This window comes from Maribacter sp. MS6 (assembly GCF_056839185.1).
This window is the reverse complement of sequence record NZ_CM166389.1, coordinates 3,320,932-3,346,828: the sequence shown is the minus strand read 5'-3', so window position 1 is coordinate 3,346,828 and position 25,897 is coordinate 3,320,932. Positions and strand designations below refer to the sequence as shown.

23 protein-coding genes are annotated in these 25,897 nt (G+C 38.0%); 7 read left to right on the top strand and 16 right to left on the bottom strand.

All coding sequences use genetic code 11. The annotated features are described in order from the left end of the window. Nucleotides 1-219 precede the first annotated feature (219 nt). A complete protein-coding gene (locus tag MS6x_RS14625; protein WP_482603209.1) occupies nt 220-984 on the top strand; it encodes an alpha/beta fold hydrolase in 765 nt (254 codons plus the stop codon). Nucleotides 985-1,053: 69 nt separating this feature from the next. Further along, nucleotides 1,054-1,674 (top strand): ribosome biogenesis GTP-binding protein YihA/YsxC, encoded by a 621-nt coding sequence (yihA, locus tag MS6x_RS14620; RefSeq protein ID WP_482603208.1) that lies wholly within the window; start codon nt 1,054-1,056, stop codon nt 1,672-1,674. A 156-nt stretch (nt 1,675-1,830) separates the two neighbouring features. Here yihA and MS6x_RS14615 read toward each other — a convergent pair whose 3' ends face one another. The 5 genes from MS6x_RS14615 to gldB all read right to left on the bottom strand — a co-directional run bounded on the left by MS6x_RS14615 (nt 1,831) and on the right by gldB (nt 7,400). Next, a complete protein-coding gene (locus tag MS6x_RS14615; protein WP_482603207.1) occupies nt 1,831-2,202 on the bottom strand; it encodes a GTPase in 372 nt (123 codons plus the stop codon). 68 nt (nt 2,203-2,270) lie between these two features. Next, complete coding sequence (locus MS6x_RS14610) at nt 2,271-4,985, bottom strand: carboxypeptidase regulatory-like domain-containing protein (protein WP_482603206.1); 2,715 nt, start codon at nt 4,983-4,985, stop codon at nt 2,271-2,273. Nucleotides 4,986-5,028: 43 nt separating this feature from the next. Continuing rightward, nucleotides 5,029-5,868: a GLPGLI family protein gene (locus tag MS6x_RS14605; RefSeq protein ID WP_482603205.1), complete on the bottom strand. Its 840-nt coding sequence runs from the start codon at nt 5,866-5,868 to the stop codon at nt 5,029-5,031. 239 nt (nt 5,869-6,107) lie between these two features. Further along, nucleotides 6,108-6,443 carry a gliding motility protein GldC gene (gldC, locus tag MS6x_RS14600; protein ID WP_482603204.1) on the bottom strand — a complete coding sequence of 112 codons (336 nt, stop codon included), beginning with the start codon at nt 6,441-6,443 and terminating at the stop codon, nt 6,108-6,110. Next, a complete protein-coding gene (gene gldB, locus MS6x_RS14595) occupies nt 6,444-7,400 on the bottom strand; it encodes a gliding motility lipoprotein GldB (RefSeq protein WP_482603203.1) in 957 nt (318 codons plus the stop codon). It abuts the gene before it with no gap. A gap of 89 nt (nt 7,401-7,489) precedes the next feature. On the opposite strand from gldB, the gene nadE reads away from it, so the two are divergent. Together nadE and MS6x_RS14585 are read left to right on the top strand one after the other, a co-directional pair. Beyond that, entirely contained in the window at nt 7,490-8,278 is a 789-nt protein-coding gene (gene nadE / locus MS6x_RS14590; RefSeq protein ID WP_482603202.1) for an NAD(+) synthase, read from the top strand. 169 nt (nt 8,279-8,447) lie between these two features. Continuing rightward, nucleotides 8,448-9,077, top strand: a complete 630-nt coding sequence (locus MS6x_RS14585) for a response regulator (RefSeq protein ID WP_482603201.1) — start codon at nt 8,448-8,450, stop codon at nt 9,075-9,077. A 67-nt stretch (nt 9,078-9,144) separates the two neighbouring features. Here MS6x_RS14585 and dnaG read toward each other — a convergent pair whose 3' ends face one another. Beyond that, complete coding sequence (gene dnaG, locus MS6x_RS14580) at nt 9,145-11,115, bottom strand: DNA primase (RefSeq protein ID WP_482603200.1); 1,971 nt, start codon at nt 11,113-11,115, stop codon at nt 9,145-9,147. Between the two features lie 165 nt (nt 11,116-11,280). Here dnaG and MS6x_RS14575 point away from each other — a divergent pair, with 165 nt between their 5' ends. The 3 genes from MS6x_RS14575 (at nt 11,281) to MS6x_RS14565 (ending at nt 14,009) form a co-directional block, all read left to right on the top strand. After that, nucleotides 11,281-12,552 carry an amino acid permease gene (locus MS6x_RS14575; protein ID WP_482603199.1) on the top strand — a complete coding sequence of 424 codons (1,272 nt, stop codon included), beginning with the start codon at nt 11,281-11,283 and terminating at the stop codon, nt 12,550-12,552. Nucleotides 12,553-12,630: 78 nt separating this feature from the next. Further along, nucleotides 12,631-13,716 carry an aromatic ring-hydroxylating oxygenase subunit alpha gene (locus tag MS6x_RS14570; protein WP_482603198.1) on the top strand — a complete coding sequence of 362 codons (1,086 nt, stop codon included), beginning with the start codon at nt 12,631-12,633 and terminating at the stop codon, nt 13,714-13,716. A 50-nt stretch (nt 13,717-13,766) separates the two neighbouring features. Continuing rightward, the gene (locus tag MS6x_RS14565; protein ID WP_482603197.1) at nt 13,767-14,009 is read left to right on the top strand and encodes a zinc-ribbon domain-containing protein; all 243 of its coding nucleotides are present in this window, start codon (nt 13,767-13,769) and stop codon (nt 14,007-14,009) included. A gap of 50 nt (nt 14,010-14,059) precedes the next feature. Here MS6x_RS14565 and MS6x_RS14560 read toward each other — a convergent pair whose 3' ends face one another. The 10 genes from MS6x_RS14560 to MS6x_RS14515 form a co-directional block, all read right to left on the bottom strand. Beyond that, complete coding sequence (locus MS6x_RS14560) at nt 14,060-15,136, bottom strand: hypothetical protein (protein WP_482603196.1); 1,077 nt, start codon at nt 15,134-15,136, stop codon at nt 14,060-14,062. 103 nt (nt 15,137-15,239) lie between these two features. Continuing rightward, a complete protein-coding gene (locus tag MS6x_RS14555) occupies nt 15,240-16,001 on the bottom strand; it encodes a hypothetical protein (protein WP_482603195.1) in 762 nt (253 codons plus the stop codon). After that, the gene (locus MS6x_RS14550; protein ID WP_482603194.1) at nt 15,988-16,551 is read right to left on the bottom strand and encodes an RNA polymerase sigma factor; all 564 of its coding nucleotides are present in this window, start codon (nt 16,549-16,551) and stop codon (nt 15,988-15,990) included. The genes MS6x_RS14555 and MS6x_RS14550 overlap by 14 nt, the downstream gene beginning before the upstream one ends. Before the next feature lie 180 nt (nt 16,552-16,731). Further along, nucleotides 16,732-17,709, bottom strand: a complete 978-nt coding sequence (locus tag MS6x_RS14545) for a polyprenyl synthetase family protein (RefSeq protein ID WP_482603193.1) — start codon at nt 17,707-17,709, stop codon at nt 16,732-16,734. A 241-nt stretch (nt 17,710-17,950) separates the two neighbouring features. Further along, on the bottom strand, nt 17,951-18,991 hold the full coding sequence (gene rlmN, locus MS6x_RS14540; protein ID WP_482603192.1) for a dual-specificity RNA methyltransferase RlmN: 1,041 nt from the start codon (nt 18,989-18,991) through the stop codon (nt 17,951-17,953). A gap of 130 nt (nt 18,992-19,121) precedes the next feature. Further along, nucleotides 19,122-20,171: a tRNA preQ1(34) S-adenosylmethionine ribosyltransferase-isomerase QueA gene (gene queA / locus MS6x_RS14535; protein ID WP_482603191.1), complete on the bottom strand. Its 1,050-nt coding sequence runs from the start codon at nt 20,169-20,171 to the stop codon at nt 19,122-19,124. Between the two features lie 157 nt (nt 20,172-20,328). Continuing rightward, nucleotides 20,329-21,558 (bottom strand): 3-phosphoshikimate 1-carboxyvinyltransferase, encoded by a 1,230-nt coding sequence (locus MS6x_RS14530; RefSeq protein ID WP_482603190.1) that lies wholly within the window; start codon nt 21,556-21,558, stop codon nt 20,329-20,331. Nucleotides 21,559-21,594: 36 nt separating this feature from the next. Then, complete coding sequence (locus MS6x_RS14525; RefSeq protein ID WP_482603189.1) at nt 21,595-21,921, bottom strand: nucleotide pyrophosphohydrolase; 327 nt, start codon at nt 21,919-21,921, stop codon at nt 21,595-21,597. Then, nucleotides 21,887-23,947: a DUF3857 domain-containing protein gene (locus MS6x_RS14520; RefSeq protein WP_482603188.1), complete on the bottom strand. Its 2,061-nt coding sequence runs from the start codon at nt 23,945-23,947 to the stop codon at nt 21,887-21,889. The genes MS6x_RS14525 and MS6x_RS14520 overlap by 35 nt, the downstream gene beginning before the upstream one ends. A 29-nt stretch (nt 23,948-23,976) precedes the next feature. Then, on the bottom strand, nt 23,977-25,884 hold the full coding sequence (locus tag MS6x_RS14515; protein WP_482603187.1) for a DUF3857 domain-containing protein: 1,908 nt from the start codon (nt 25,882-25,884) through the stop codon (nt 23,977-23,979). Between the last annotated feature and the right edge of the window lie 13 nt (nt 25,885-25,897).

Genomic DNA, 25,897 nt, shown 5'->3' with positions numbered 1-25,897 from the left:
AACTCAAATATATAGATTTTATTTCCAGAAAATTCCACTAATCTCCACTTTGTTAATAAATTTTCCACCTTAACTCACACAAATACACACTTTCTACCCCAAAAAAACACTTGAACTTCATTTTAGTATTTGTAAGTAGTACGCATTTTATGGGATTATTTTGAGAATTTTGAATGGTATGAATTGCCTATATTTGCCTAAATACCAGCACCACACTGAATGAAAGACGATTTAATTAAAGAAGGAAAATTCAGGTATACAGAAAAAGGAGAAGGAACCCCCATTGTTATTCTTCATGGTTTAATGGGTGGTTTAAGCAATTTTCATGGTGTAACCGACTATTTTCCACAAAAGGGCTATAAGATATTGGTTCCTGAGTTACCTATATATGATATGCCAATGCTCAAGACCACCGTTAAGAATTTTGCGAAGTACGTGGAAAGTTTTATCCGGTATAAGGGCTTAAAAGACGTGATTCTATTAGGAAATTCCCTCGGAGGACACATTGGCCTATTGCATACTAAAATGTATCCGGAATTGACAAAGGCACTAGTGATTACAGGCAGTTCCGGACTTTACGAAAGCGCGATGGGCGATGGGTATCCTAAAAGAGGTGATTACGAGTTTATAAAGAAAAAAGCACAAGACGTTTTTTATGACCCGGCAGTTGCTACAAAAGAAATTGTAGATGAAGTTTTTGCCACGGTAAACGATAGGATCAAACTTGTAAAAACCTTGGCAATTGCAAAAAGCGCTATTCGCCATAACATGGCGCAGGACCTACCGAGTATGCATACCCCCACCTGTATAATATGGGGGGAAAACGATGCGGTAACTCCTCCTGACGTGGCCGAACTTTTTCACGAGCTACTACCGGACTCCGATTTGCATTGGATCAAGGAATGTGGTCATGCGCCAATGATGGAACACCCTCAGGAGTTCAACAAAATTTTAAATGCATGGTTGGAGAAGCGCGAGTTCTAAGCTTTTTGAACTTAACCCATAAACTTTTGTCTGTTTAAAAATGTACCGAATAGCATAATCCTTACCGTTTTGAAAATTAAATCCGCCGAATTCGTAATGAGCAATAGCGATGTTGCCAAATGCCCTAAGGAACCTATTCCCGAATATGCGTTTATTGGCCGGTCTAATGTAGGGAAATCTTCCTTGATCAATATGCTTACCGAGCGCAAAAGCCTAGCAAAGACATCTGGAAGACCAGGAAAGACCCAACTTATAAATCACTTTAAAATAAACGAAAACTGGTTCTTAGTAGATTTACCAGGCTACGGCTATGCGAAAGTATCCAAAAGAGACAAAAATATTTTTCAGAAATATATTACCAACTACTTTCTGCAACGCGAGCAATTGGTTTGTTCCTTTATTCTTATTGATATTAGACACCCGCCCCAAAAAGTGGACATGGAATTTATGGAATGGATGGGCGAAAACGGAATCCCATTTGCAATAATTTTCACCAAGGCAGACAAACTGAAGCCAAAAGCCTTGGAACATAGCGCTAAAAGCTATATCGACCACATGCTACTCGGCAGCTGGGCCGAAGCTCCTCAATTCTTTATTACTTCATCCAGCAAAACAATTGGCAGGGAAGAGGTTTTAGCCTATATAGATGCTGTTAATACCGATTTCATTAGAGCAAAACAAGGTGGGTGACTTGGATGTGAAATGACCAACAAGTTCGCAAACTTGTTTATATCTTAAGCAGTCTGCAGATAATAACAATACCGCTGCTCAACTACAGCTCCACAGCAACAAAAACGAAATTTGATTGAACATCTGTTGATTACCCACTGAATCTAATCGTGAACGCTAACATCTTTCTTTAACTAGACCAATAAGTTCTTCAGGGGATGTTAAGGTGTCCAATTCATGGGTATGCACTAAAATCTCAAAGCCACTATTCCCTTCTATCAATACAATAGGATACGTAAATTTATGACCAAATTTTGAACGGTACGCCTTTCCAAATTCATCCTTGTGCAGAAATTCTAGCCTTGTACCCGTGGCCTCGGTATCTTTTCGGAAGCTTTGCCACACCTTCTTCTCGGAAAGTGTACCATGAGTAAGTTGGCAAAGACTACAACGATACGATTCGGGATTCAGAATTTTATGGGCTCCGTCTACAATTGCGTTTCGGAGGCCAGAATCTGCATTATAAATAAATACAAGTTTTTGTGACATATCAAATAGAGTTTCTAAAATTTAGAAAAGAGCAAAGTTGCTTTATAAAATTAAAATAGAAGTCGTTATCAAAGGGTATACACAACTCTGAACGTCAAAAACCGAGGCTGAATAAAAGTTTCAGCCGTAAACACAGATATATCATTTGCGCTGTTTCTCACTTGGGAATCTATATCCAAAATATTGGTAGCCTTTAACTCATATTCCCATTTTGCATCCCTATCTTTTCTGTAAGCCAATGATGCGTCCCAGTTTTGAAAAGACTGTGAACTACCATTTCCAAGATCTTGATTTGTGTAAGTATAGTTACTTCGCAAAGTAACGGATTTCCAAATGTAAGCGTCAAATTCAATAGAAGGAGCGTTGGTAACGAATGTGGTTTCACGACTCCCTTGATTATTATTGGTTACACTGTAGCGATATGTAAGATTAATATTTGGCGCCACTTTAAAATTTGTACGTATGCCCGGCGTGTACGTTTGTGTAAAACCTTCGTTTAAAGACTGTTGCCCTTGAATAAACTGATTGATTTTACTGTAATTAAAATTTGCGTTAAGGCTTGCCCTAACCTTACCAAAGGTTCGCTGTACCCTTCCAATAAGACTTACATTTTCATCGGCGAAATTGGAATTGAAAAAAGTACTGGTTCTAATAACGTTGTCAAAATTCGTTAAACTACGTACTTGATCTATATTACTGGTATACGCAGCCCTTGCAAACACATTGGTATAATTAAAAAGGTTAAAACTACTGTACAACATACTCACATTATGTGATAGGGCATTCTGTAGATCGGGGGTACCAAATTGGATGCTACTAAAATTATTAAGCACTACCCCTTCTGCCAATCGCGTAACATCTGTAAATTGGTTTCGCATAGCATAATTTAGGGTGAGCGACTCACTTTTCTTGAACTGTATGCGCGTTTCAAAATCGGGCAGAAGACGAAAAAAGTTATCCTCAAAAGTTTCTCCAAACTGAATGTTCTTGTTTCCGTAGGCGTGCACAGAGAATCCTGGCGTAATAGTAAGTATACCTGTCTTGAGCCTGTAGTGTAATCCTAGATAAATATCACTGAAATTATATTCCGTATCATTAATGGCAAGACCATTATTTATTGTTGGTGTAGGATCAAATTGCGACCCATCCAATAAAAATTGAAAAATATTGGAATTGAATTCTTGTCGGCTTACAATAGTACCCAACGTTAGGTTTAGGTTGCTCTTGCCATTCAAGATTTTATAATAATCCAATTTTGCATCTACTTGGTTGGAAATAATTCGCCTGTTCTGACCAAGATTATAAGTAGATACCGAATTATCGAGCCCTAGCGCATCTGCGGTCCTATCAAAAGCATCTTCGCCATCCGGATCGTTCTCCACAACCGCATTATAAAAAGGGTCTTCGTTTTTGAACAAGTGCTGTGCTTCAAAAGCAAAAATGTTAGTTTCCCCAAGCGTATAATAGTAATTGATATTTTGATTGATACTAAACGGGGTAACCTCTTCCAGCTGAGTTGTATTCCCAATCACAGAGGAGAAATTATTCTGGTTCTGACGGTCATTAGAGATTCTTCCCAAAATATCGTAGTCCAACTGGTTATTGATATTAGGCTGATACGATGCGCTTAGCTTCACCAATGCTTGGTTAGAACGCTCCCTACTAGATTGTTCGGTAGCCTCATCCGGAATACCCAAATCTGGATTTGTATATTGGACAAAACTTGTTTCCCTTGACAAAATACGGCTACTATTGTAGATTACAAAACCGCTAAGATCTAAACCTTTATTTGGGGAATAACTAAAATTACCTGTTGCTAACTTGTTCTCTATTTCTATGGCATTTGCTTGGGAGGTTAAAAAATTGAGGCTGTTGTCCCCTAAGTTTATATTGGTACCGCTGCTGTTGCTAGGCGCCCTAAAGCCGCCACCAAAACCCCTAATATCCCTTCTTGTTAGGGCTACCTCCCCTGTATTGTTTAAATCCCCAATGAAATTTAGACTATATTTTGGACTGTAATAAAAGAGTTTAGGCTGCAAAATGTAAAGCTCATTATCCGGTGCCGCACCTGCACCTGCCGTTACGTCACCAAACCAAAAATTTTCTTTACCCTCTCTCAACTTAATGTTCAAGGCAACGTTGTCCTGATTATTACGAACACTGCTCATTTGACCTACTTCGGAATAGTTGCGTAATACCTGTATTTTATCTACCGCTTTGGATGGAATATTCTTCGTGGCCAACTTGGTGTCACCGTCAAAAAAATCCTTCCCGTTCACCATCAACTTGTTCACCACTTTTCCCTCTACTTCTATTTGTCCATCTTCATTTATTTCTACTCCAGGCAAGTTTTCGAGTACATCCTCGAGCTTTCTTTCCGTACCGGTGTTAAAAGAATCAGCATTGTAAACAACCGTATCTCCTTGTATACTTACGGGCATTTCATAAATGAGCTCTACTCCATCTAAAGCATTCTCTGGTTGAAGTATATAATCCTTAACGATATCAGCTTCTTTTATTGTTAGAATTTCTTTATAGGTGGTCATACCCACGTAACTCACTTGTATTTCGTAGGTCCCGTTTGCACCGAGCTCAAGCTTGTACTTTCCTTGTGGGTCTGTAATACCATAAGACTCAAGTCCACTTGTAGCTTGATTTATTGCAATGACATTGGCAGATTCAAATGGCACCTTTAAGCTATCGGAAACCATCCCCTCTAGTTTCACCTGGGCAAAGGAAATGCTGGCTACCATAAGTAGCAGTAAAGAAGCTATTTTTTTCATTTTTGGATATTGGAATGCAGTACGTTAGGAAATTAAGAGCGGTTTAGTTTCTTCTTCTTCCTCTATTGTTTCTCATTTCGAGCATCTTAGTCTGAATGGTATTTTGGTAATCGCTTTTTGTGATTTCCTTTCCTTTATCCGGAGCCTCAATTTTAATTTTCTCCTTAGGATTCATTACGATTTTGGCGCAAAGCATGGTTGTGCCACCTGCGCTTACTTCCAAAATTAGACCTGGAAGCCCCCAGTATTCCGCAGGCCCATGACTTACCGGTATTTGAGGTGTATACCAAGCCTCTACTTCGGTCATTTTCACCTCAGGTTCCAACGTTTCAACAGTTGTAGCATCAGTTGGTGCAGTATTGTTTTGCCCTCTTAAATCGCTCCAAGAAAAATCGAACCACGCCAACTCATTTGTTGGCACTAACGCGGTTGCCTTGAAACAAAGATATTGTCCTATCTGCTTAGATTCCTTACCCATATCCCACGAAATTTCCTGTAATTTATCCTTTACCAGAAAACGTTTCCCATAAAATTCCTGACTTTGGACCAAGGTATTTTCTTTTATATTCTTGTATTGCTCACCTCTGGAAAAATTATTTCCCCAAGAATCTGTAGCACCTGAAATAGCATCTAGCTTCTCTTCCTCATCAAATAAAGATTCTTCCTTGTTAAAGCTTAGAATGTAGGTTTTTTCCAACCTATTCTTTAACCGTGCCTGTACTTGCTTTTTTTGCGCTTCGCTCATTCGAGCTCCCCAGCTGCCAAGCTCCATCTTAGATTTTGAAAAATAAAAAGCCTGCCCTTGAAATTCGTCAACGTTAGGTTTAAACGAGAATAAAAAAATAAGGGAAACGCAAGCTACCGTACCTAATAATGCCTTCATAACAAACTTTTGAGTTAGAATTGTTTAACGAATATATCAAAAGTTTGAACAATGTAATATTGTTTATAACAATCTTAACACTAATACACTTGCGCTACCACTCTTAAAATTAGTAGCGTTATCTCCTTTTACCCATCGCTTTTCAAAAGAAATAGTCTCTTAAAAAAGAATAGAATCAAATATGTTTTTCAATTCCATATGCTGTATATCTAAATAGCTTTAGAAAACAGGCGAGAATATTACTGCTTTAAATCTAATTTTTCCGCAAAATAATCACAAAAATCCCTCATGGTAGCGGTCATCTTTTCATCTTGGGTCGCTTTCATGAATGTCTCGGATAAGGAAACCAAGGTTTGGTGAAAAAACGTTTTCATTTCATCTACGGGCATGTCCTTTGTCCATAAATCTATCTTTAAAGATTCTTGATTTTTGCTGTCCCATACTGAGAGTAACATCGCTTTGGCGTCCTCATTGTCTATGCCCCCGTCCTGAGCAGACCATGATAGTTTTTCTGGTACACGATTATCATCCAATCCCACACGTAAAGTTATTTCTGAAGTATGTAAATCTGCCATCTAATTCCTAGGTTTGTAGTTCGATTTTTTAAATATTTCTTCTTCAGGCATGGTAAGTAACTGCTTTAATCCAATCTCGTTCTTATCCATAAATGCCCTAACTATTTGCCAACCAATGTACCGACCTAGTCTTCCTGGAGATTCATTGTCCAGTTCCAAACCAAATTTGGAAAATGGTGCTGGATCCAAAAAGCGAGCATTCAATTTATTATCTGTACTGTACAGATACTCCTGCTCCACAAAATTACGCCAAATAGGTTCTTCATTGCCTATGGCCCAATCCAGCTCGTCTTGGGTATACCCTATCTTTTCCGTATCCGCTGTATTTGGCAAAATCATATCCTTTACATAGAGCTCTTTACCAAAATAAATCATGCGAGCTAAAAAGGTACGATCTCTTGGTTTTGGCACTACCCTTTTTGCAAAGGCGCTAGCGACATCGCTAGTCATATACTTACGATCCAAAGTTTTAGCAATATAACGTTGAAAACCCCCATAATACCTGTGCTCTGGCGCTAAATAATTATCCAACCCTATGAAAAGCAAAGTATCTGCTAGGATGATACGGTTATTATAATCCACATCGTTAGTAACCGTGATAACTTTTGGGATCGGCTGTTCGGGAAAGTAATACTTAATATGTTTGAAGAGCTGTGTAAGCCCAACTTCCTCATCCGTAAAACTGTTAAAGGCATTACCTACTTCTTGAAATAACTCAATTTGCAGGGAATCTTTCATTTTAGCCACCCAAACACTGTCAGGAGCGGGAAAAAGATACGGATATGCTTTACGCAGTTCCGGTAATTTGGCCGGTGTGGCCGTGGCAAACTCACGATCAAAGCGTACTACTTCAAGTTCCAATGGAATTTTATCGATTTCCTCTGCAACCTTATCATTATCATTGCAAGCTAAAAATAACAATGAACTTGATAATATCGTAAAAATGAGTTTTTTCATACCAGCTTTTTTGAAATTCACTTTCTTAATCTCTTAGGACGACTTATTTTTAAGGCAAAGTTAATCGATTTATAAACATTGACCCGCTTATGCAAACGGAAAAAGTAATAGACTATATTGTTTCTTGGTTAAAAGATTATGCCACCAATGCAAATCAAAAAGGCTTTGTTATCGGTATTTCGGGAGGAATAGATTCTGCGGTAACCTCTACCCTTTGTGCTAAAACAGGATTAGACCTCCTTTGTTTGGAAATGCCTATCCACCAAGCTCCGAACCAGATCGATCGTGCTTCACGTCATATCGGCTGGCTTCAAAAACAGTTTAGTAATGTAAGAAGACAACAAGTTAACCTTACACCTGTTTTCGATAGTCTAGTGTCCACCCTCCCTTCCGTGGCTAACGAAGAGGACAGATTTATGTCCTTAGCGAATACCCGTGCCCGATTACGTATGACCAGTTTATATTATTTTGCAGCGCTAGAGCGTTACCTTGTAGCAGGAACGGGTAACAAGGTTGAAGATTTTGGGGTTGGTTTTTATACTAAATATGGCGATGGAGGCGTAGATTTAAGCCCGATTGCAGACCTACTGAAATCCGAGGTGTATGTAATTGCAAATGTACTTGGGGTAAACGAAGAAATTATAAAAGCCGCACCTACTGACGGACTCTGGGGAGACGATCGCACAGACGAAGATCAGATTGGAGCTTCGTATCCCGAATTGGAATGGGCTATGCAAATGAAGGACCAAGGAAAAACCGAAAATGATTTTAGCGGGAGACAAAAAGAGGTTTTTTCCATATTTATGCGTTTCAACGGAATAAACCAACACAAGATGGTACCCATTCCTATTTGCAAGATTCCGAATACGTTAAAATAAACCACTCACCTAACAATCAGGTAGCTAAATCGAATAAACCCTATCAAATTGTTACATTTATTAGGAAATAATAGAACTTTGGTTTCGAAATAAGATTTAATAGTCTTACATTGCATGTACGAATTCGTACATTTGACAGTTATACTATTAGTCTTGAAAAACCTACATAATGATTAAAGTTTTAATAGCGGATAATCACCCAATAATTAGAATGGGTGTACGCCAAGTTCTTGAGTCCGAAGCAGGATTTGAAATGGTAGAAGATGTTTCGACTACCGAGGAACTTTTTAAAAAACTGGAAAATGTTACTCCCGATGTTGTCATGTTAGAAATGGATATTCCGGAAATAAACGGAATCGCCGCGCTACGAAAAATTAAAAAAGAATATCCAGATGTAAAAGTCCTTATGTACAGTGGGCAATCTGAAGATGTATATGCACTTAGTGCTATCCGAGCCGGAGCATTCGGGTATTTATCCAAATCCTCCAACACGGAATACATACTATCAGCAGTTAAAAAAGTTAGCGAGGGTAGTATGTTCATCACCAATGAGTTAGCCCAAAGGTTAGCTTTTGACGAGGGAACAAAAAAACCAAGAAGATTCTTCCGCAAATTATCTACCAGAGAGGTAGAGGTTTTGAAACTATTAGCAAGTGGAAAACGTAATAAAGAGGTAGCCCAAGGGTTAAATCTCAATGAAAAAACAGTGAGTACCTACAAAGCACGTTTAATGAAAAAATTAAACGTTGATAATATGGTAGATTTACTACAGCAGGCCAAGGCCCTGGAATTATATTAATAGAAGAACGTAAACACTAAAAAAACCCGCGATTGCGGGTTTTTTTGATTTCTAAAGCAGCTGATTATCAAGATAGCACCCTGTTCAGTTTTTTATTTAACAATTTATTTAATTGTAAATAGTTCATAATTTCTTCCAACACTTCTTTGTTATCGCTCTGCACATCTTTCGTTTCGGTTTGCAAGGATAACATTCTTTTTTTAATCAGAAAACAACGTAAGGTCAAAATTGTTTCACTAACCAACTGGGCTATTCCCTTTTCCTTAGTCTTGGGATAGATATCCTTACTTTCCCAATTATCTAGGCTATACCGCTCCTCTTCCATCAAAATAGAGGAAATATCATTTGCCATTTCCTGCTCAACCCCAGTCATAAAACCCTGAATAGCGAAGTCCTTGGATTGGCTCAACGCTTCTATTAATAAATAGTAAATTGTTTTAAATTTAGCATTGGTAAACTCTATTTCATCTTCCTGCAAGTCTAAAAATATCTTTTCGTAAACGGTACTCTCTACCGATTCTGGTTCCATTACCAGTTCTCCTTTCTCGTTCTCCTTTAATACCAAATCTTCAAATTCCTCGGTCTTGTTACCATACACCAAAAGGAGCTCAATAATTTTACGTTCCAGCTCAAACTGAACATCAACTTTCTCTTGTACCGTCTCGTTACGGACAACATCAAAAGCCTTCCCTTCCTGTTTTTCTTGTTTTTTAGCTTCCGCAATATCCTTTTTCCCTATTTGGGCAAGTGTATTAAAAAGTACAGCCTCGGATATATTCATAATCTGGGCGCACTCTTGAATATAGATTTCCTTTTTAATACGGTCGGGGATTTTAGAAATACTATTCACAATATCACGAACCGTATCGGCACGTTTTATAGGATCGTTGGATGCTTCCTGCACCAGTAACGATGCTTTAAATTGAATAAAATCCTTTGAATTGTCCAGCAAATAAGACTGTACTTCTTCTAACTCATTGTTCTTGGCAAAGCTGTCGGGATCTTCGCCCTCTGGAAAGGTGCATATCTTCACGTTCATGCCCTGTTCCAAAATCAAATCTATACCCCGTAGAGAAGCTCGTAAGCCTGCTGCATCTCCATCGAAGAGTACCGTAATATTTTTCGTAAGCCTATTGATAAGTCGTATTTGCTCCGGCGTCAAGGCCGTACCGCTAGAGGAAACCACATTATGTATTCCACGCTGATAAAACTGTATCACGTCTGTATAGCCTTCTACCAAATAACAGGTATCCTCTTTTGCAATAGCCTGTTTGGCATGGTAAATACCATAAAGCACTTTACTCTTATGGTAAATATCACTTTCGGGCGAATTAAGGTATTTGGCCGCTTTTTTATCATTCGTAAGGATTCTACCCCCAAATCCCAAGACCCTGCCACTTAGGGAGTGGATGGGAAACATGACCCTAGCCTTAAACCGGTCAAAGGTTCTTGTATTATTGGCATCTTCCTTTACAATCGTAAGACCGGTCTTGCTCAAATAGTCAAGCTTATACCCTTTATCCAGAGCCGCCTTTGTAAAGCCGTCCCATTGGTCCAAGCAATAGCCCAACTCAAACTTTTTTATAGTTTCTTCAGTGAATCCACGTTCTTTAAAATAGCTAAGACCTATTGCCTTTCCAAGTTCGGTTTCAAAGAGCATTTGCTTAAAATGATCTCGAGCGAACTCCGAAACCAAATACATACTCTCGCGCTCACTGGCCTGTTCTTTCTGTTCGTTGGACTGTTCGGTTTCCTCAACTTCTATATTGTACTTTTTAGCCAGATATTTTATAGCTTCAGGGTAAGTAAAGTGCTCGTGCTCCATAAGAAAAGCAACCACGTTCCCTCCTTTTCCACTACTAAAGTCTTTCCATATTTGTTTTACTGGCGACACCATAAAACTAGGGGACCGCTCATCCGTGAACGGACTCAAGCCCTTAAAGTTGGAACCTGATTTTTTGAGCTGAACAAAATCACCAATAACCTCCTCTAAACGGGCCGTTTCATATACTTGGTCTATGGTAGTTTTTGCAATCAATTTTCTATTTTATGTAGGCTGCAAAGGTAGTTAAAAATGAAAACTGAATATAGTAAACTTAAAACTAGAACACAGTGAAATTGATTTCGAATCCTAGCACTAAGGTTAAAATAACTACATTTGAGAAGGTTTGGCTCTCTTTTCAGCTCAATAAACGCACCCAAGTTGACTAAAAAAATAGGTTTTTGGCCTTCCGTAGCCTTGGTAACCGGAAACATGATCGGGGCCGGAATTTTTCTACTCCCCGCTACAATGGCCTCTTACCAAGGAATCGGCATTATAGGCTGGGTTATTGCTTCGGCAGGAGCGTTGATGCTTGCCCTTGTGTTTGGCCATCTCAGTAAATTATATCCGAACACTAGTGGTGGACCTTACGCTTATACCAAAATTGGTCTTGGTGATTTTGCGGGCTTTTTGGTAGCATGGGGTTACTGGATTTCTATCTGGTGCACCAATGCAGCCATAGCGGTTGCACTTGTAGGCTACCTTGGTGCATTCTTTCCTAACCTTACGGACAGCCCCGTACTTTCTAGCTTTACCGGCTTGTTCTTTATATGGTTTTTTACCTGGATAAATTCTAAGGACATTAAAACTATTGGGGCAGTACAGGTTGCCACTACAATCCTGAAAGTAATCCCGATTGCGTTTATAATCATTATAGGGGTTTTTTACGTGGATTTTTCAAAAGCCTTTATTTTTCCCTTCACATCGGGTTCTATACTACCCGACATTACTGCTGTAACTACCCTGACATTCTTTGCGTTTTTGGGTATGGAAAGCGCAACCGTACCTAGTAACTCTATTACATCACCAGAAACCACTATTCCAAAGGCAACACTGGTCGGAACTTTATTGACCACAGTTTTATACTTGTTCAGTTTTATTATTATTATTGGCATTATTCCCCCAGAAACCTTGGCACAATCTACAGCGCCTTTTGCAGATACTGCATTTATAATATGGGGCACCACGGGTAAGTATCTGGTAACATTCGGAGCGGTAGCCTCCACAATGGGTGCACTAAACGGTTGGATTCTGCTTCAAGGTCAAATTCCGGCGGCAGCGGCTTCCGATAAGCTATTTCCTAAATTGTTTAAAAAAACCAATACGAACGGATCTCCGATTCTAGGAATAGTTCTTTCGAGTGTACTAGCAACATTACTGATGCTTTCCAATTACTCCAAAACCCTGGTAGAAGCATTTACCTATATGATGAAATTATCTACGTTAACCGTTCTACTGCCTTATTTGTTTTCAATTGCGACGTTTGCGTTGGCCCTAAAGAATACCAATACAAAATCAATAATCCTAGCTTGTCTTGCCTTTTTATTTTCGCTTTGGATTGTTATCGGTTGTGGAGCGGAAATTGTGTTTCTTGGATTTTTACTATTACTTTTAGGAATACCCGCTTATGTTTATTTAAAAAAACAGCAATGAAAGCCCATAATGGGCACTTAATAAATAATGGCGGACCGGAAGGATAAATGTTTGACTTGGTTAGAAAATTTTATGGAGATGAAACAGTTTACAATAGATGCGGACATTACAAAGGCAGAAACCCTGCCGGCGACTTTTTACACATCAGAATCAATTTTTGAACAACTAAAGGAAAAGGTTTTTTTAACTTCATGGCACTGGATTGGAGATATGCCTACCCTGGTTCCGTTGTCACAGTCTGTTTATCCACTAATATTAAACGAAAAGTACCTCGATGAGCCTATCCTAATCGTCAGGGACAAGGAAGATCAATTGCACTGTGTGAGCAACGTATGTACGCACCGGGGAAACATCGTGGTGCATCATCCTGGAAAGCAGAAAAACCTGACTTGCATGTACCATGGAAGACGTTTTCATATGGATGGTACTTTTAAGGCCATGCCAGAGTTTGAAAACGCAAAAGATTTCCCACGGGCCTGTGACGATTTACATCGATTTTCTGTGAAAACATGGCTTAACCATTTATTCGTTAATCTAAAGCCTAATTTTGACTTTAGTAAAATTTCCGATGTTCTTAACGAACGTGTTGGTTTTTTACCCGTACAAAATTTTAAATTTGACCAAACCTTAAGCAAAGATTACATTGTTAATTGTCATTGGGCATTGTATTGTGACAATTATCTAGAAGGATTTCACATTCCTTTTGTTCACGAGGACTTGAACGCCGCTTTGGACTATGGAAGCTACACCACTGAAGTATACGACTATGTAAATCTTCAAATAGGTTATTCAAGCGGCGGAGAAGAAATTTTCGCCCTTCCGGAAGGCCATCCCGATTATGGGAAATCGGTTGCTGCATATTACTACTGGGTTTTTCCGAATATGATGTTCAACTTTTACCCGTGGGGCTTATCCGTAAATATTGTGCATCCCCTTTCTATGGATAAAACAAAAGTGCAGTTTCTTACGTATATCCATGATGAATCCAAACTCAATGCAGGGGCTGGGGCATTGCTTGACAAAGTAGAGCGAGAGGACGAATTTGTCGTCGAGGGAGTACATAAAGGATTAAAGTCCCGCTTTTACTCCAACGGTAGATTTTCTCCCACACGGGAAAAAGGCGTGCACCATTTTCATTCGTTGTTGTCCAAACATTTAAAGTAAATTTTGAAAGACCTGATGGTTTTAATAGTGATTCTTTAAATCGATATCCTATGATCCTGTTTTTTGGAACCCGACCAGGAAAATCTACCGTTAAAAAATTGCCAAACGTTTCATGTCCGTTTTGCGGGCAAACAGGAACATTAACAGTTTCCCAAACTGCCAATTACGTGCATCTGTTCTGGATCAAGCTTTTTAAGATTTCCAGCCATGTAGTAGCAGAATGTGAGCATTGCAAACGGGTGTATTACAAGGAGGAGTTTACAGAGGAGCTATTGAAGGCTATTGCCGAATAGAAAAAGGATGCTCAAAGGCACCCTTTTTACTACAATAAATACTTAAGAGATTACAAATCAAAACGTAGACCTAGAGAGATGTTTCTTTGTTCAACAGCCGCATCTTTAAAAATTGGGTTTAAATCGTATTTCATATATAGTTGTACTCCGCCAAATCCCGCATACGCACTTAAACCATAGATAAAATCGTTAGTATTATAATCTCGTTTAAATTTATCCTTCACACGGTCTCCATTCTCAGAATATTTTAGTTTTTGACGTGTTCCTATGTTAAAGCCACCGTAACCACCGATTCCTAAACGGAAACTTTTATCGATATTGTAGCGCAAGGATTTTTCCGTTTTACGAACTTTTGAAGGTCCAAATTCAAAATGCAAGGGAAACACTAAATTGTCCATCCTAAGTTTAGATTTATTCAGTTCTAAAGGAAATTCTTGTAGCTCGGTTTCATTTCCGTTCGATACGAAATACTGATTATCAACGGGCTTCAAGCCATTGAACTGAAACGAAAAGCCATAATTAAGTCTTAAAAAATTTGTATTTTGAAAAACACGGGTACGCCACTGCCAGCCCATTTCAAAAAAACGGCTTCCACCCACCTTGTAAGGAGAATCGTTTAGGGATTGGTTGTCGACCAAAGCATTGTTCAAGCCAATTGCCAACACAAAATCCGAACTGGTCCTTCGATCATATTTTAATTCTCGTTTCCACGCTCTATCCTTAAAAAGAAACCTTTCTGCAGGCTCACCGTCGACCCAGATACCTATTTCTATCGCATTTGGACCAGTAGAATCGTTCGCTACGCTTGGTAATAGAATACCTTTGTTGCGTTCCAGTAACCGCACTTGGTTATCTATAATAGCCAACCGGTTTTCTATGTTCAACGCACGATCGGTAGCTGCCTCCTTTTTTAACAATTCGGCTTCTTCATTAGTAATTTCTCCCTTGGCAAGACGCTTATTTATCTGTTCTACCTCTATTTTGAGTGCGTCTTTTTCTTGAACCGTAATACGTTCTTTTTGTTTTTCCAACTTATCCATTTTGGACTGATAATCTTCCTGTGCATAGGCCTGTTGCATTACCAACAAAGTGGCCAATGCGATTAAATACATAATACTTGTTTTCATGTTCATGATTTTTTATGATTGATTTTAATTAATTGATGAATAAACTCCTCCCTGCCCCATCTGATCTTGATGGCGTGTTTGGAAATTTACGATTTATGATGTGTTAATTATTTCGGTCAGCCACGGCTGTCCTAACTCTAAGGAAACCCGTTTTAAGCGATTGGAATATTTGGTCTCGGAAAGATTGATCAAGTTCATCCTCAACCTGTGTCAACAAGGCCATAGCATCTACACTTTTATCCGGTTTAAAAAGTTGCTCTTTAAAAATAGTTTCTTGAGCGTTACGCAGTAGGGAATCGACTTCGGCGTCGGTTACTTGCGAAGACTGCTCCAAAAGTACTACTTGGGCCACTACCTCTGCTATTTTATCGTTTAAAACTGCTTCTGAAAGTTGCGATGGGATTTCAACAGCCTTAGATTCTTGTTCATTTATCTGAGCAACTACAGCGTCCTTTTGCCCTTGATTGCCATCATCTGACTTGGTATCTTTAGTAAAAACAGCAATCTCCTGCTTTTCTGAGTCCGCGGCTTTGGTTGTATCGTCTTCTAATGCAAGTGTGTTAATATCCTTATCAGTATCTAATAACATGGACTCTTCCTCGTTATCCATAGGAACCGTAACAGGTTTCTGAACTATAACGGGACTTACTGGCATAACTTTTTCCTCATTAGCCATGTAAAAAATAGCGACTCCGATTATTACTGCTACACTTGCAGCAATACTTAACCAAAAATATCCGGGTTTCTTAGCTACCGGCTCCGATTTCAATTCCTTTGAAATACGGTGCCACGCTTTTGAAGCAGGGGTTATTTCCCGTGCGTCCAATTTAGACTTTATATAGGTTTCAAACTTATCTGGTTCCATAGCCAATAATATTCTGTTTCTTTAATTGCTCTTGTAAAAGCCTTCGTGCCTTTAGTAATTGTGTTTTTGAAGTACTCTCAGAGATATCCAACATTTCTCCTATTTCCTGATGCTTATAGCCCTCTACCGTGTACAATACAAAGACCATCTTATATCCTTGGGGAAGCGCGTCAATTAATCGTTGTATATGCTCCGTATCTAAATCGGTGGTCTGTATGTTGGTTTGTTGCTCCTGCTTTTCATACACCTCGTCATCATAGACCACAAACTGTTGTTTTCGTAAATAAGAGATACTTTCCCGTATCATGATTCTCCGTACCCAACCTTCAAAACTGCCTTGAAATTTGAAGGTATCCAAATGCGTAAAAACCTTTAGAAAACCGTTTACCATTACATCCTCGGCAAAATGGATATCCTTTATATATTGCCTACAAACACTTAACATCTTTGGCGCATGTGTAGCGTACAAACGCTGTTGGGCGTCCGGATTCCCATCGATAGCTTTTTTAATAAGCTGTTTTTCGTTTCTATAGAAAGGTATAATTCTCACAATCTTTATATGGTCTTCTATTACTATAGACGCAATGCAACCCAAGATAGTTGCCTGAGATAGCTGAAAAAATAAATTTATTTTTTAAAACACTTATTTTCAATTAATTAAAACTAAAAATAAAGATGCTATTTTCCACACTGGTTGATAACGGTACCAAGTTGGTACAGTAAGGCTAGGCTATTTATCACGATCCACGACATAGTTCACCATCAATTCCAATGCACTACGGTATTCCGATTCCGGGTAGGTTTGCAATAAGCTCAAAGCCTCGTCCCTATACCAAAGCATTTTATCCACAGCATAGTCCAAACCACCTGTTTCTTTTACAAAAGCGATGACCTCTTTTACTCTAGTTTTGTTTTTATTGTGATTTTTGATGGAGTTAATGACCCAACTTTTTTCCTTTTTGGAACAATGGTTCAAGGTATATATGAGCGGAAGTGTCATTTTTTGTTCCTTGATATCGATTCCTGTAGGTTTCCCTATACGTTCGTTTCCGTAGTCAAAAAGATCGTCCTTTATTTGAAATGCCATTCCGCAAAGTTCCCCGAATTTTCTAAAAACTTCTACATCATCACTTTCTGGCTTTACGGAACAGGCTCCTAAACCGCAACAGGCAGCTATTAAGGTTGCTGTTTTTTGGCGGATGATATCGTAATATACTTCTTCGGTAATATCTAAGCGGCGTGCTTTTTCAATCTGTAATAGTTCTCCCTCGCTCATTTCCCTTACGGCTACAGATATAATGCGCAACAAATCAAAATCGCCATGATCAATGGAAAGCAATAATCCTTTCGACAACAGATAATCTCCAACGAGTACCGCAATCTTATTCTTCCATAAAGCATTAATAGAAAAGAAGCCTCTACGTTTGTTGCTTTCATCTACTACATCATCATGCACTAAGGTAGCCGTATGAATGAGCTCAATTACTGCAGCCCCGCGATATGTTCGTTCGTTTACTTCACCATTATTAAGAAGTTTAGCCGCAAGAAACACGAACATAGGTCGCATTTGCTTGCCTTTTCTATTAACGATATAGTGCGTAATACGATTGAGCAGCGCTACTTTCGAAGTCATGGATTCCCGAAATTTGGACTCAAAAAGTTCCATTTCCTGGACAACGGGTTCCTTTATTTGCGCTACTATTTTCAACCTAATTGGTTTTAAACCAAAATTAACGAAAAGCGGGGAGTAAACGGTGTTATCCGGATGGTATTAAGTCTAAAGGTTTACTGATGCCGAGTAAAGGTAAAAAACCAGCACTCCAATACAACAGAAAGAGCGCGGACCTAATTGAAAATCAAGAAAGTCCATCCAAACTACTGAGGGACTCCTCGTACCTCGCAATGACAAAAACAGGAATATACTAAACTAAAAAATGAATCGGTGGCCTTTAAGACTTATTCGCCAATTGCCCGCATGCAGCATCGATATCCTTTCCTCTAGAACGCCTTACCGTGACTGTAATACCATTTTTCTCTAAGGTTTCCACATACATGTCAATAGCTGCATTGGAGGCCTGCTGAAACTCACCATCATCTATAGGATTATATTCGATAAGGTTCACTTTAGATGGGGCGAACCGGCAAAAATCTACTAGCGCATCCACATCCTTTTTCTTATCGTTGATGCCTTCCCAAACTACATATTCATACGTAATCCTACTTTTGGTTTTATCATACCAATAAATCAAAGATTCCCTCAAATCAGCCAACGTAAACGTGGCATTAAAGGGCATAATGGAGGTCCGTATCTCATCAATAGCAGAATGTAAGGATACCGCTAGTTTAAACCGTACTTCCTCGTCCGCCATACGCTTTATGAGTTTTGGAACTCCAGATGTAGACACAATAATACGTTTGGGTGACATTCCTAATCCTTCGGGAGAGGTAATCATGTCAATCGCCTTTAAAACATTTTTGTAGTTCATAAGGGGTTCTCCCATACCCATAAATACAATGTTGCTTAGAGGCCTATCAAAGTATAAGCGACTTTCATTATCGATGGCAACCACTTGGTCATATATTTCATCAGGATTTAGGTTCCGCATTCGCTTTAGTCGCGATGTAGCACAAAATCTACAATCCAGACTACAGCCAACCTGACTCGAAACACATGCAGTAGTCCTAGTTTTAGTGGGTATCAAAACAGATTCAACAACAAGGTCGTCGTGCAAGCGAACCGCATTCTTTATGGTCCCGTCCGAGCTGCGTTGCATCAAATCTACTTTTATGTGATTGATCACGAAATTAGCTTCCAACATATCCCGTGTGTGCTTGGAAAGATTGGTCATCACATCAAAGGAATGCGCCCCTTTTTGCCAAAGCCATTCGTACACTTGATTACCCCGAAAAGGCTTGTCTCCTTGACCTACAAAAAAGTCTCGGAGTTGATCCTTAGTCAATGCCCTTACATCTCTCTTTTTTGTCTCCACAGTTACTTAATAAAAAATCCCTCTTGTATCAATTTTGGTATAAGAGGGATTTCATTTTTTAATTATTCAACAAATAGCTTCTCGCCTATGTTCAAATGAATTCAGCATAGGTTCGGGAATATCTAAACTATTATATGATCAACATAGCATCACCATAAGAGTAAAACTTATATTGTTCCAAAATAGCTTCCTTGTAGGATTTTTTCATTAAATCATGACCCATAAATGCCGAAATCATCATCAATAAAGTAGATTTAGGCAAATGAAAATTCGTTATCATCGCATTTGCAATACTGAACTCATATGGAGGGAAGATAAATTTATTAGTCCAGCCTTCATATGTATTTAAAGTGTGATTGGAGGATACCGCGCTTTCTAAACCTCTCATTGCAGTAGTACCTACCGCACAAACTCTTCTTTTTTGCGTTTTAGCGTTGTTTACAATCTCCGTTGCTTTCTCGTCAATAAATAACTCTTCGCTATCCATTTTATGTTTGGATAAATCTTCTACTTCTACCGGGTTAAAAGTCCCTAAACCTACATGCAAGGTCAATTCTGCAAAATCAATACCTTTAATCTCTAATCTTTTTAGAAGATGTTTAGAGAAGTGCATTCCTGCCGTTGGTGCAGCTACTGCGCCTTCATGCTTGGCGTAAATAGTCTGGTAACGGTCTGCATCTTCTGGCTCTACGTCTCTTTTTATATATTTTGGTAATGGAGTTTCACCCAATTCTTTCAATTTTCTTCTAAAATCTACATAAGCACCGTCATATAAAAATCGTAAGGTTCGTCCCCTTGAAGTTGTATTATCAATCACCTCTGCCACCAAAGTTTCGTCATCACCAAAATACAATTTGTTACCTATACGGATTTTACGGGCAGGATCAACCAAAACATCCCATAACCGTTGTTCTTCATTAAGCTCTCGTAACAAAAACACTTCGATACGCGCACCCGTTTTTTCCTTGTTTCCATAAAGTCTGGCCGGAAAAACCTTGGTGTTATTCAATACCATAACGTCACCCTCATCAAAATAATCGATCATGTCCTTGAACATCTTATGCTCAATTTTTCCGGTTTCCCTGTGGACAACCATCAATTTAGACTCGTCCCTATTTTCAGAAGGATGCTCTGCCAATAATTCATCTGGAAGCTCAAAACTAAAGTGCGATAATTTCATGTGTTGTATGTTTCTTTTAATAGTGAATGCAAGTCTGTAAAAATCCTTATTAGTAACAGCTTCTAACTTCCAACTAATTTAAATCTATTCCTTTCTGTACAGAATTGCGGCTGCAAAGATACAATCTGGCAATAGGGGTTGTCAAGTAAATGCGAGATTATAATTCGGTAATCGTGAATTGAATCAATTTTAGGTCTTCCCAAAAGTCGGGATAAGATTTGGAAACGACCTCTGCATCGTTTACAAATAGGGTGGTTTTCATTGCTAAGGGAGCAAACGCCATAGCCATTCTGTGATCATTGTAGGTATCAACAACTACATCTTTTCTAAAGCCTTGAGATGGAGTTATGGTGAGGGATTTATCGGTTACTGAAATATTGGCTCCAAATTTACTCAGTTCCGTATACAAAGCTTCTAATCTATCGGTCTCTTTTATTTTTAAGGTATGTAGACCCGTTAGGTGACATCCCATACCAAGTCCAAAGGTCGTTACAGCTATGGTCTGCGCTATATCCGGTGCGTTTGCCAAATCAAACGCTACCGTTTCGTTCTTTGGTTCGCTTACCTTTTTCAATGTTATGGTGTTTACTCCAAACGTTGTTTCCACACCAAAATGAATGTATAGCTCCGCCAAAACGCTATCGCCTTGTAAACTGTTCCGTTTATAGGCCGTTAAGCTAATTTCCGAACCAATAGCTGCCATTGCAATAATACTGTAGTAATACGAAGCAGAACTCCAATCAGACTCCACTACTAAACGTGTAGGGATAACCGAAGCTTTAGGACTTACCTTTATAAGGTTCCCTTCAAACGAATTAGGTATGCTCAATTCATCCAAAAGACCCAAGGTCATTTTTATATAGGGCACGGATGTAATTTTACCTACCAGTTCCACTTCAAGACCGTTTTTTAAGCTTGGAGCTAGCAGTAGCAGTGATGATATATACTGACTACTCACATTTGCCGGCAGACTTACCTTATCCTTGGTCAAGGCTTTTCCGTTTATCTTAATGGGAGGATAACCTTCTTCCTTCTCATAAGAAATATCGGCACCTAGGTTACGAAGGGCATCCACCAAAATCTTGATAGGTCTTTCTTTCATTCGCTTAGAACCTGTAAGTACCACATTCTTTCCTTCTTGTCCGGAAAAATATCCAGTTAAAAAGCGCATTGCCGTACCTGCATGATGAATATCTACCGTACCTGAAGTCTTCTTTAAACCTTCTGCCATAACTCTGGCATCGTCAGAATTGGAGGTGTTGTCAATGGTAATGCCATCATATAAAGCGGCCAATAACAACGACCGATTAGATTCACTTTTAGAACCCGTAATTTTAATAAGTGCGTGTAATTCGTTTTCGGCAGGGCCGATAAGGAGAAGTTTCAAGATAGTGTATATTAAAAACGAGCGGTAAATATAGTATTATTTCAACTTTTTATTATTGTGATGGCGGTCGTGATCTCGCTTGGTCTTTAGATCTAACTTTTTATCAAAGGATTGTTGCAAATCTACCCCTGTTTGGTTGGCCAAGCAAAGTACCACAAAAAGCACATCTGCCAATTCCTCCCCTAAATCCTTGCCCTTATCACTTTCTTTTTCGCTCTGTTCCCCGTAGCGTCTCGCGATGATGCGCGCTACCTCTCCTACCTCCTCGGTAAGCTGGGCCATATTCGTTAACTCGTTAAAATAGCGAACTCCGTGTTCTTTTATCCACCTATCTACCGCCTGCTGTGCTTTTTGAAATTCCATCTGAAGTGATTTTAGATAAAACTACTTTTTCTGTTTGTTTTTCGATTGTATTTTTGAAAAAATCTTTCAACCCTTTATAATATTCAGCAGAAATGATGGCTTGATTTATTTTAAAATCAACTAGTATTTGCAAATTATTGCCATTTTTAGCGATTGCATATTTAAAACCGCCAAGGTTATCAGGCATAACCATATTAATATTTTCGGGAGTAGAGGACAACTCATAACCCTCGGGCAAAACAACATTTATTAAATAATGCTTTTGCCATGGATAAGTAAAATCTATTGGATATTTTCTTTCTTCAAGATTAAATGGGTTTTCAGTTAAAGCTAGATGAAACAAAGGAGTAAAATAGATTCTATCTCCTATTACATCCGCCTGAGCATCTAAATTAAAGGCAAAACTTTCCATTATTGGTTTTCCAATTGTCATTTTATTTTTAATCGTATACCCGTCGATTTCCATTCCTTCGTTATTCCTTTCCAACTTTTCCAAATATTCATCTTCATTAACAGAGCCATTCTTGTTTCTAAAAATATAAGCTTCGTAATCAGAATAAATTGTTCTTATCTTTCCTTTGATATTTCCACTTTCTTTGAGACTAATACTCGCACTAACACTCTCTTTCGAAATTTTCTTTGAAAGCAAACTTACTGTTCTAAAACTGCCATCGTTCTTAATCAATTTACCAAACCAGTTCAAGGTTCTTGTTGGCAAAAGATTAGGTTTGGAATATTTGTTTGTTGCATCAAACAAAAAAGTTGCTCCATCAATTTGAACTGCGGCTATCACATAATTAAAACCTTCCATTGTTGGAAACAAAGGAACACCATGATCTCTTGTGCTTAACAATACAGGATTAGCACTTAAACCAGCTTTCTGTAACATTGAAGTTAGGATCAAATTTATATCCGCAATATTACCTGACTTTTCTTTATAAGCTTCCTTAACTCCCTTATCCGTTATGTAACCAGTAAAACCATTCCAAGTCATTCTCTTTTGAACATGTACAAAAATAGCTGTGGCAAGTTCCATGTCTGAATTATTAGCATTAGATATAATTTCTAAATCCTTTTTGTAATATTGACTTGACCTTAGTTGTCCCCCAAAATTGCCATTCTCATATATCTGTTTTACCACTTTTTCCCAAGAAGTTGTATAATTTTCAGGAACAGATTGTGGAAAGTTAACAGATTGCAGCTCATATTTTACAGCACTACGATAATTATCCATGTCATTTACAAAAGGTTCTTCTTTTAATGCAGGAACACTCTCCATAGCATATATTGCAGTATTAATTTGATAATCTATAGTGTTACTTCTAAAACTAGTAGTAGGAGTGGATAACCCACCTCCACTATTCCGATTTTTTGAAGTCAAAGAGATTTTACCAGATTTTCTACCAATTTCAGGAGTCACTTGTAAATACCCTTTTATATTTGGCTTAAATACAAAATATTCAGGAGTGCTTATATTTATTTCTTGCTTTTTTATGGGAATGTCATATTGTAACACAACTTCATCCATATTATAATAGAAAGGAGAGTTAATCTTATATTCATACTCGATAACACTACCTTCTTTTATATTTGGCAACGTAAACCTCTCTTCATTTCTATTTTCGTTTATTGAAGTTGAAAACATACCTGACTTATCCATTTTATGTTTTACAATTTTTCCTTTCTCAAGATTATATGTAAACGCTTTTATGCTGGAAATAGTTTCTCTACTCCCACCATTTTCGTACAATGATTCTGTAATAGTTGCATATTTAAAACCATCTTGGCTATATATTTTCACTCGTTCATGTACACTGGTAACAACTTTAAAACCAACGCTTTGAACATATTCAAAATTAATGTTTTTTCTTCTGTACAAAACAGCTGCTGAAACTGAAGAATCTTTTAAATATACGTCCTCTTCAAGTTCTATTTTAGAAACTTTACCAAATTTGAAATCTTGAGCACTTATTACTGAAGCCATTAATACTAAAATTACAAGCAGAAAATTTTGAGTTTTAATCATGTTATTGGTATTTGTTGGTATAGTAATGGTTATTTTTTCAAAAGAACAACTTGTGCATCATCTGCTCTAGCAATTTGCTTTCTAAAATTGCGATAGTCCGCATATTTTTCTTTAGCATAACTCCCTTTTTTAATAAGTAGCTTTCTTTTGTAGTGGATAGCATTTAATTCCGAATCTTTTGCAAAAGATATATGGTAAGTTCCAAAATCAGTATCAATAGTTTTTTCTGTGGGAATAGCTTCAATTTGATATCCTTCAGGAAGCTGAATCGTGAACTCATCTTCATCTAAAAAACCTCGCTGAATCTCAAAGGGTAGCTTTCTATTTCTGTATCGTTGTGGTACATAACTATTCTTGTTAAAGGTATTTACAGCAAATAAAATACGCTTACCACTTATAGAAGCATAGTTAGATGCGTTCAAATCAACTTTTTCGGTGAAAACAACATTATCCCTATTGTTTTCAAAACTATACTTATCAATATGCAGGTTATTAATATTACTCCAATAGTTCTTGTAATGTTTTATTACATCATCATCTGATTCTCGTTCTAATCTAAAGCGGTCGTCATATTGAATACCCTTCGTACTAATAGTTGCATGACCAGAAATACTTCCTGAATTAGTTAAGCTATATTCAGCTTTCGTAAATTGATAGTTATCGTCATTGATATAGGCGACGGTTTTCACGATTTCCCCACCGTCAGGTTTTATAACCAAAGCAGCTCTATCATCAGTAAAATCACCAACAAAACCAAAAGGGTTCACTTGCGAGGTGCAATCAATCCAATAGTATTTATCATTATAAGGTATGGCTAAAATGGCATGGTTACCTTGCAAGGCCGCAAAATCAACATCAAAATCAATTTGTCTACTCCCAGCATAGATAACCGTATAGTATGATTGAACGCCTACTGCTTTTAGTAAGGCATGTGTATAATTTGATAAGCCTTTACAATCTCCATATTTCACACGATCTACATCAATGGCGCTAATCGGTTTCCACCCTCCAATACCTATCTGAACACTAATATATCTGGTATTCTCTTGTACATATTCATAGATAATTTTTGCTTTCTCTAAATCATTATCTACACCTTTAACCAAACTCTTTACCTTTGAAACAGTAGCTTCTTCCAATATCGCTCTATTCTTTAACAGTGCATTATTCATCCATATACCCATGTCTTTCCAGTCATCTACTTGAGCCTCTTCACCTTTCAAATTAAACTTTCTTAATCTCACTTTTAATCTTGGAACAATATCTCTAAATGGAGGACCAAGACTTTCTGATTTAATAGCTGGAATATTTGACGCTTCATAAACTACTTTTCCCGATTCATCTTTTTTTAAAAAAGCTATACTTTCAAGATTTAGTTCTTTGATCTCTGGCTTAAGTTCTCTAGTAGCATAAGTAATTGAATAATAACTTTTTTCAACACTAACTTTATAATTAGACAGGAAATACCACGGTGGAAAAAAGCCAGTGTCAGAAGTCTCAATAGAATAATTAAATTCAATTGTATACGGATAATTAGTAGGAGTATATCTATTTACAAGTAAGCGATCATCTGTATACAACGAAAAACCATCTGCAGCACTAACATCTTTAAAATCTTTCTTTTTAATATGCTCTATTTCCTTACCTAACCTATCATATATGAACACATCAAGATTCTTTATCTTTCGCTCCTTATCATAGGCAACTTGATTTGTTGCGAATCCGTTCCCTTCTCTGTTAAGCACAGTAACAACTTGCCTTACATCATAAGTCATTTTGTTGGTTGCTGATAAAACAATTTTCATTTCGTCTAACCGTATCACTGCATTTGCGTTATCGATAAGACTTTTATCCAATGAAAGAGATTGATATTCTATTTCTTGTGAAGCGCTACTCAAACAGAAAAACAAGGAAGCTATTATAAAAATTAATCGCATTTAAGTGGTTTAG